The following is a 7,337-nucleotide window of genomic DNA, read 5'->3' on the forward strand; positions in this document are numbered from 1 at the left end:
TACGCGGTACCCCAACGGCTCACTCCATTATTTCACATTCATCAAGTAACAAGTAAGATGTACTCTTTCAACTTGACAACGTGGTTCGTAAAAGGAGCCAGTGATGGCTATCGACGGCGATATCAACAAAGGGTTGCAGGCAGCACTGAACGGCAACGCACTCCTCTTTACAGGCGCAGGATTCTCCTTTGGCGCCACGAACGTCAAGACAGAAAAGCTGCTAGCTGGAAAAGAGCTTGCAAAACAAATCGCTACAAGATGCGGTATTTCTGACGAACTAGAACTCGACGTTGCTGCTCAGTTCTTTCAGGAAGACCATGGGGATGACGAACTCATCAAGCTATTGCGGTCAGAATACACCGTGTCTGATGTCGCCAAGCACCATTTAGACCTCGCGGCTGTACCGTGGAGTCGCGTCTACACAACCAACTATGACAACGTCTATGAATTCGCATGCGCAAGACTTCCACGCGATGTGAATCCTATAACAATCGATAAATTGCCAAGTGAGGTCGCACTTTCGTCAAACGACTGTGTACATATTAACGGTTCGATTTTAGGGCTAACTCGAGACACGATTCACTCCTCATTAAAACTGACACGCACGAGCTATCTTACAGATGCGTTTTCAGACAATGCCTGGGTAGATGTCTTCAGAAGTGACGTTGAATGTGCTGAGGCGTTTTTTTTCATCGGTTATTCTCTCTATGATCTCGACATCAATCGCATACTCTACGCCACAAAGACTCTCCGAAAAAAGACGTTCTTCGTAGTATCAAAGTCCCCGTCCTCTGTTGAAAAGCGTATTTTCTCTCCATTCGGCTCGCTTGCTCCAATTGGTATCGACGGTATCGCTTCCTATTTGACGAAGACCAAGGCGACATTCACCCCCGTCACAACAAATGAATTGCCGCTGGCATCTTTCGACACCGCTTTGCCGCCCTCGAAGAAGCCTTTGGACATCCGGGACTCCGATGTATTCAATTTGTTGTTCTACGGTGACGTCAATGCTGAGTTCGTCGGCCAATCCATTCGCAAGGACACTTCAGAGTACACCATTAAGCGTAGAGTATTTTGTGAACTAACGAATGAAATCGAAGCGAACTCCAAGACTATCATACTACATACCGACCTTGGCAATGGGAAATCGATATTAGTTGAACAATTGCGATCCTGGGCGCATATTGAAAATCGCGATATTTTCGTATTCCGAAACAGATCACGAAGTGTACTGCATGAAATCCAACAGATATGTAGCCAGCATACTTCTCCTATTATCGTTTTCGAAAACTATGAATTCTGGCTAGATCTTATCAAGGAGACCCAAAGCCGACGTCCTGCAACGTCAACACTAATCCTCACATCGCGATCCGGTGTACACGACATTTTTAACCGTGATTTACACGAAATAATAGGAGATCATATCGAGATCGATGCAAATATATTACGCCCAGAAGATGTAACGCATCTCTCAGAATTTCTCACGGCCTATGGAATGTGGGGAGACTTTGCTGATCTTAGCACCAGGGAAAAAGAAGACTTTATCAGAAAGCAGTGCGGCGCAACAATACACGCTGTATTATTACGTTTACTGGAATCAAGAACGATCCACGAGCGACTCGATAAAGCGATCAACGCCATTAAGACAAACAACGACATTTACAAAATGGTCATAAGCATATTAATACTACGAATACTAAACATTGCAATTGACGGCAACTTACTACTGGACATTCTAGGGATAGATGCACAGGCAAGCCTAACAGCCCGTTGAAAAAGCCACCGATTCTCCACGATGGCGATTCACTACCTGCAGCATCGCTGCCGACTCGGTGTCGCTGATTGGAATCGTTCAACCTGAACTAGGCTTTGCAGACTTCTCTCAACAAGAATCAGGGCAAGATAGAGGGCCGAAAGAAGGTTGTGAAGGCCTTGCAGGCTTCGCGGCGTACCGATTCCGAAGACTGTGCGCAAGATCAGGCCCAGGTTCCGCGCGGCGGCTTGGATCGTCCAGCGTTTGCGAATTTTCTCGATCCCTCGTAGCCAACTTCTTCGCCCGCCCCCTGTCTCGCACGTGTGCGCGAAGGTTCGTTCGATCAGTTCGCTGCGTTTGCGTTGCAGACGTTTTCCTTTGCTGCGACCTGCTCGCCGACGATTGGCGTAAACTGCTTGCTGAAGATCCGGCCGTTTGTCATGCCAACGCAAACGCCTCGGGCGATGCGGCTCGGCGACGTACGTTCGCAGGCCGAGCGACTGAGCCAGTTCCAACGTCTCCGCCGCGTGATAACCTTTGTCGGCTGCGACTTCTGCGATGTTCGCTTTCAACGTCGCTTCGTTCAGGTGCGTCTGCGCGGCGACGACGCTGTCGACCAGCGTTTGCGAATCGGCTTGATCGGCATGATAAACTTCGGCCGCCAGCACCAGATCGGTTTGCAGGTCGACGACATGCTCCGCCTTGTAAGCCAGGTGCGTCGTGCCGTCTTTCATCTTCGTAATGCGGCTGTCACTGTCGGTCTTCGATTGCCAATCGGCGTTGGAAACCTTCTTGTTTTTCCGCTTCTGATCGAACCGGCGCAGTTCGTCGTCGGTCGGCTCGTCCTCCTCATCGACGAGGCCTTCTTCTCGCATTAGCCGCGTCACGTACGCCTTCCAATCTTCGCCCGTGTCGCGACGAATGATCGACTTCATCGCCGCGTTGGCTTCGAGCGTGGTCGCGTCGACCGCGACTTGCTTGCCGCTAAGCAGCTTCTTTTCGGCCGCGATTTGCAGCACCATTTGAAAGACGCTTAAGTGAACTTCGAGCGGCAGACGATTACGAATCTTGGTCAAGCTTGAGTGATCGGGCGAAGCTTCGGTCGGTGCGAGTCCCAAAAACTCACGCAGGCTCAAGCTGTCAGCACACCGCCAGGCGATGCCACGCTGTGAGCCGATCCCTTCAAAATAACCGACCAGCAGCATGCGAAAGTAAACGCCCGGCGGCAGACTCGGTCGCCCGCGACCATCGGCGTAATAAGGCAGGCAAATCTCTTCGAGCCGCGCGTCGAACCGGGCCTCCGCCAACAGCTGATTTAACTTTTTATAGAACACATGCCCCGGCGACTTCGGCAAATCGGTCGAAGCAACCCAAGCCGCCTGAGTTTCGCAGGCCCGTTTTCCTAAAGCCATCATCCATCCTTTGCAATGGGAAGGTCTTGCTGGAGAATAGCCGGGAGACGAGGGTTTTTCAACGGGCTGCTAGAGAGTGGGTAGTGACATCAACATGGGTATCCTGGAAGCCTCCTTCGCTAGTGCTCACGGCGATTGCACCATAAATCACGTCCCCAGCAGCACTTCCAGCTGGTACTTGTCATTCCTGCCTGCTTTTAGACGTTTATTCTTCACACTGACCTTGGCCGTTTTGTTGTTCTTCAGCAAGCTCAGGCTCGTTCGTCTAAGTGGGCTGAAGTTGACGTCGGCGTGCCCTTTGCGAATCGGGCTTGGGTCTTCGGCGGGTGCCTCTGGCCCCTGTTTTGGTAAGCAGGTACATGCCCAACTTCTTTCACTAAGTCCCGTACGCTGAATTAACGACAGCGTAACACAGCGAAGGTAAACCGGCGACTGCTTGCCGCACCGCCTTGTTGATTTAAACCAAGTGGTGCGGATTGGTTGCCAAGGGAAGATGCCGATTTTCGTTTGCCCCGGAATGATATCGCTCGGGTTACGCATTCGTTAATTCAGCCAATTGTAGTAGTGCCCCGCCTCAGAAAACCTTAACCCCCAATCGCTAATCGTCTCTTTCGTCGGTAGATTCGGTGTTCGATGAATTGCATTCTCTCAAGTCAGCCAATCGTCGCTGCCATATCTGACTATTCGGCTCCAGTTTTATGCAGGTCAAAAGAAAACCTTCACAAAGCAACGGATCGTGAACGCGCAGAAAGCTGGCTGCGTTCGCCAAGACATCAACATCGACAGGGAATTCCAGCATTTTCTTGAACCACATGCTCTTGCCAACTTCATAGACCACCTTGTCATCAGGTAGGTTCAAGTGTCCTTCAGTGCGTTGGTGAATTCGCGATTTGGGGTAATGGTCGATCAGCCATAGCACCAGTTTTTGTCTCCTCTCTATTTTCACTGAATCTGGTGCGATTTCGATTCCCTGTATAGGGCCATGATCGCGGCCGAGCTGAGCTACATAAAGTAGGTACTCTTCTTCCGGTAGCAGTTGCTCAACGAATGTCTTCCATTCGACTTCGTGGGCAATTCCAGCTCGCAGCAGCATCGAATCCACAGCGAAGTGGCGGACCTTGTAATCGTCACTCAATATTGCCTGACGATAAATAGGGAGGAGTTGGGGCAAGGCCCGCGAAGAATCTCGTGTCGCCTCAATCAGGCTTTTTAGCTCAGATGCCATACTTCACGCCTCACATACCTGATCGCATTATTAGCCACTGCGCCAGCAACCCAAGCGGTGTTTTCTTCGACCGAGGCCGTCCACTTCTTCTAGAATAGTGTATTGGCAAGGCAATTGGCAAAGGAGTGGTTCATGCGACCTCATGGATCGGCGGCGGAGCTTGAGGCTCGGCAGATGAAGGCGTTGGATTTGATTCGCCAGGGGTGGCGGGTGAAGGATGTGGCTGAGGCGTTGGGCGTGACGGCGACTACCGTCTCGACTTGGAAGAACAAGCCAGGCGGCAAGCGATCCTTGAAGGCGAAGCCGCAGCATGTTCCGCTGTGCCGGGCAGGAGGCACTGCCGCCAAGGAAACCTCTCGGTGTGCCAAGGTGCCTCTGGCCCGTGTTTTGGGAAGCAGGGACGTGCCCAACTAGGCATTTTAGCAGCGTCAGAGTCAGACGGGTTTCTGCTGCTATGCAGTCCGTGGCCAGTTTGCCTCTAGCAGTCGTGGACTTCCGAGAAGCGAAACAGCATCCAAACCCGGGCAAGATGCCCGGGGCACCCGGCGGGACACTAAAAGCAATCAGAGTATTCAGTTTGGGGATTGCCTTAGATACTTACGATCAGCTAGACCTGCATCAACAGCTAGCGCCAGCTCGTACATGACATCAAAGACTGCATGTTCGTATTTCTTATATTCATCAAGAGTCTCTATCGTCATTGGTTGACCATGTGCGATATCATTACGCCTGGAAACAAGGGCCTTAATCTTTGCCCTATGAAGATCAACTGATGGAAGCGGTAGGTCGATAGCAAGGCAATTCTCTCGACATATATTTGGCCATAGATTTGAATCTGTTTCAAGACGATCTTCGAACTCAATGGGTTGTGACATAGCGTTGCGGAATTCCTTTGTGCAATATTCCCACAGGCTATCAACGCTTAAGTTTCCACGTAAAGAACGAAAACTAGCGGAAAGTGAAAATCGAGCAATATTATCAGTGCATTCTCCACGCATTGTAGACGAGGCTTGCAAGTGGTCCAGATATGTGTCCCAAGCAAACTTGCAGAATCCTTCATAATGAGCATAAAGCAATGCCCAAAGTGCACGGAGTAGTGCTCGTTCTCTTGTGCTACCACGAGGTGATTCGGTTACAAGCACCTTAAGTGTAGCAATTTCTGCTTCTCTCCAGTTTAAATCTTGCTCAAGATCACGTTCCCATTGATTCATTATTAAAGGGCCTTAATCGCATCACAGATTAAATTAATACGGCTATTAAGTTTCTGCTTAGTATTAGCTCCAGGGCCAGTGCATTGACGGAATTCTTCTGTTTGTACAGTATCTATTACTGCTTGCCTTACTGCTGTAGGGCTGGCATTTTTTGCATAAGACAGTGATCTGAAAATACCAGTGGAAACGGCTTCGAAATACGCAGGGGCTAAGCCTCCAACTGCAGATTGTCCGCGGTATTTCACGAATGCCCCTGCCCCCAACACACTTTCCAGGAAGTCAAAGAGTTCTTTAAATGCTTGACTTTCCCATTGCACGTCAAATGGGATTGTTTTCAGCAAAACGCCTTCCATAAATGCATCAAGCCAGTCACGAACACTTCCTCTAAAAAGATCCTGAGAGTTCTTGCAAGCAAAAAACCTTAACACAAGTTCTTCATCGCCTTTTTGTTCATGTTCCTGTTGGGCGAGGGTCTCAGTGCAAGTCTTAAAACTATCCATTGATGCTAACTCTTGAATGAGCGCATAGAACTGTGTGCCGTCTTCACCAAGCATTCGTGCAGAGCAATTACGAATTTCTTGGGGAGATAGAATAGCGCCACCTGTATTTAGTCGTTTAAACATTTCATATCGCAGGAACGACTTACTTTGTCGTTTTATTACGATTGTTCTTACTGATGCACGCTTTACTCGCAATCTCAAGCTTAATGGAAGTGATGCAAATGAATTGCCATTTAGATCTGGTATCAAATCGCATCCTTGTAGTTCTAGTGGATCAAGCAAAATTAGGTTAGAGTTTATGAATTGAATAACAGAACTAATTCTCTGAAGGCCGTCGATTAATTCGAGCACGCCATTTGTATTTTCGATTACAAATATTTGGGGAACAGGTAATTCAAGTAGAATCGATTCGATTAATCGTGAACGCTGATCGTCGGACCATCTGAATAGACGTTGATATTCAGGTTGTATTATCAATTCACTATTTGAATGCAAATTGACAATTTCACCAAAACTTAGATCAAGAGCTTCACTTCGGACTTCACCGACCCGAGCATCGATTTGTTCTTCAAGGTCTGGCATGGGCACCAACATTTCTTCAATTCAAAAAGATGAAAAGCTGTTCTCGCAGAATACATTCGTTAGCTTTGACAAGGGTAGCCTTGCAGGGGCCAAACTTATTCAAAAATATTATACCCATTCCTGTCCGTTTGCGAACCATAGTAAAGAGCTGCATTTTGCAGTCAAAAATGTCTTATTGCGCCAGATTGTTCACGTGTCATCAATGACTATAGTCAAGTTGTAAAGCCAACTGGAGTGTCCGGATGAATTCGTGTGAGTCTTGGGTAGGATAACACAGTCCCGTTGGCCGGAATAAGCGACAGCACATTCCAGCTTGGTTCACGGGATGAATTCAAATTCAGGCTTGTTTCGTAGGGCTTGCTGGAATGCGTATTCGTTTACTTCATGCAGACATCAATAGTCTTCTTCGAGTTGACATTCGCATCCACGTTTGGTGAGTATTGATTCTAGAAACTGAATCACCTTCTCACGCTGGTTCGTATGACAAACATGAAAGACTACATAGACTTGCTCAGGCTTAAGCACGACCGGCGCGCACTTTGGGCAAACTAGGCTAGCGCGGCAGTTCTCTTTTTGGCATGATAGGCGTTTTCCTTTTGTCATGGAACCTGGATCGGGAAACGCGCGATGAAGATGGAGCTTGGGTCGGATGAT

General features: G+C 48.7%; 6 protein-coding genes and 1 pseudogene. 2 read left to right on the top strand and 5 right to left on the bottom strand.

The window, feature by feature from the left end; translation table 11 throughout:
• Positions 1–103 precede the first annotated feature (103 nt).
• Positions 104–1,774, top strand: a complete 1,671-nt coding sequence (locus DTL42_RS23655; protein ID WP_114372864.1) for an SIR2 family protein — start codon at positions 104–106, stop codon at positions 1,772–1,774.
• A gap of 32 nt (positions 1,775–1,806) precedes the next feature.
• Here DTL42_RS23655 and DTL42_RS23660 read toward each other — a convergent pair whose 3' ends face one another.
• From DTL42_RS23660 to DTL42_RS23670, 3 genes and pseudogenes are all read right to left on the bottom strand, one after another.
• Positions 1,807–3,168, bottom strand: coding sequence for a transposase (locus DTL42_RS23660; protein ID WP_234824334.1), 1,362 nt, complete (start codon positions 3,166–3,168; stop codon positions 1,807–1,809).
• A 144-nt stretch (positions 3,169–3,312) separates the two neighbouring features.
• A pseudogene (locus tag DTL42_RS23665) lies at positions 3,313–3,486 on the bottom strand (ISAs1 family transposase); the annotation flags it as partial.
• 277 nt (positions 3,487–3,763) lie between these two features.
• Positions 3,764–4,267, bottom strand: coding sequence for a hypothetical protein (locus DTL42_RS23670; RefSeq protein ID WP_147274421.1), 504 nt, complete (start codon positions 4,265–4,267; stop codon positions 3,764–3,766).
• Between the two features lie 255 nt (positions 4,268–4,522).
• On the opposite strand from DTL42_RS23670, the gene DTL42_RS23675 reads away from it, so the two are divergent.
• A complete protein-coding gene (locus DTL42_RS23675; RefSeq protein ID WP_114372868.1) occupies positions 4,523–4,804 on the top strand; it encodes a helix-turn-helix domain-containing protein in 282 nt (93 codons plus the stop codon).
• A 158-nt stretch (positions 4,805–4,962) separates the two neighbouring features.
• Here the strand turns inward: DTL42_RS23675 and DTL42_RS23680 are convergent, their stop codons facing one another.
• Both DTL42_RS23680 and DTL42_RS23685 read right to left on the bottom strand, forming a co-directional pair.
• On the bottom strand, positions 4,963–5,601 hold the full coding sequence (locus DTL42_RS23680) for an MAE_28990/MAE_18760 family HEPN-like nuclease (protein ID WP_114372870.1): 639 nt from the start codon (positions 5,599–5,601) through the stop codon (positions 4,963–4,965).
• A 2-nt stretch (positions 5,602–5,603) separates the two neighbouring features.
• Positions 5,604–6,683, bottom strand: coding sequence for a DUF262 domain-containing protein (locus tag DTL42_RS23685; protein WP_114372872.1), 1,080 nt, complete (start codon positions 6,681–6,683; stop codon positions 5,604–5,606).
• Between the last annotated feature and the right edge of the window lie 654 nt (positions 6,684–7,337).

Source organism: Bremerella cremea (genome assembly GCF_003335505.1).
In the GTDB taxonomy this organism is placed as follows: Bacteria; Planctomycetota; Planctomycetia; order Pirellulales; family Pirellulaceae; genus Bremerella; species Bremerella cremea_A.

What these genes read in the sequence shown, in the direction of transcription:
- DTL42_RS23655 (WP_114372864.1), top strand. Translation starts at nt 104, where the DNA reads ATGGCTATCGACGGCGATATCAACAAAGGGTTGCAGGCAGCACTGAAC.
- DTL42_RS23660 (WP_234824334.1), bottom strand. Translation starts at nt 3,168, where the DNA reads ATGATGGCTTTAGGAAAACGGGCCTGCGAAACTCAGGCGGCTTGGGTT.
- DTL42_RS23675 (WP_114372868.1), top strand. Translation starts at nt 4,523, where the DNA reads ATGCGACCTCATGGATCGGCGGCGGAGCTTGAGGCTCGGCAGATGAAG.
- DTL42_RS23680 (WP_114372870.1), bottom strand. Translation starts at nt 5,601, where the DNA reads ATGAATCAATGGGAACGTGATCTTGAGCAAGATTTAAACTGGAGAGAA.
- DTL42_RS23685 (WP_114372872.1), bottom strand. Translation starts at nt 6,683, where the DNA reads ATGCCAGACCTTGAAGAACAAATCGATGCTCGGGTCGGTGAAGTCCGA.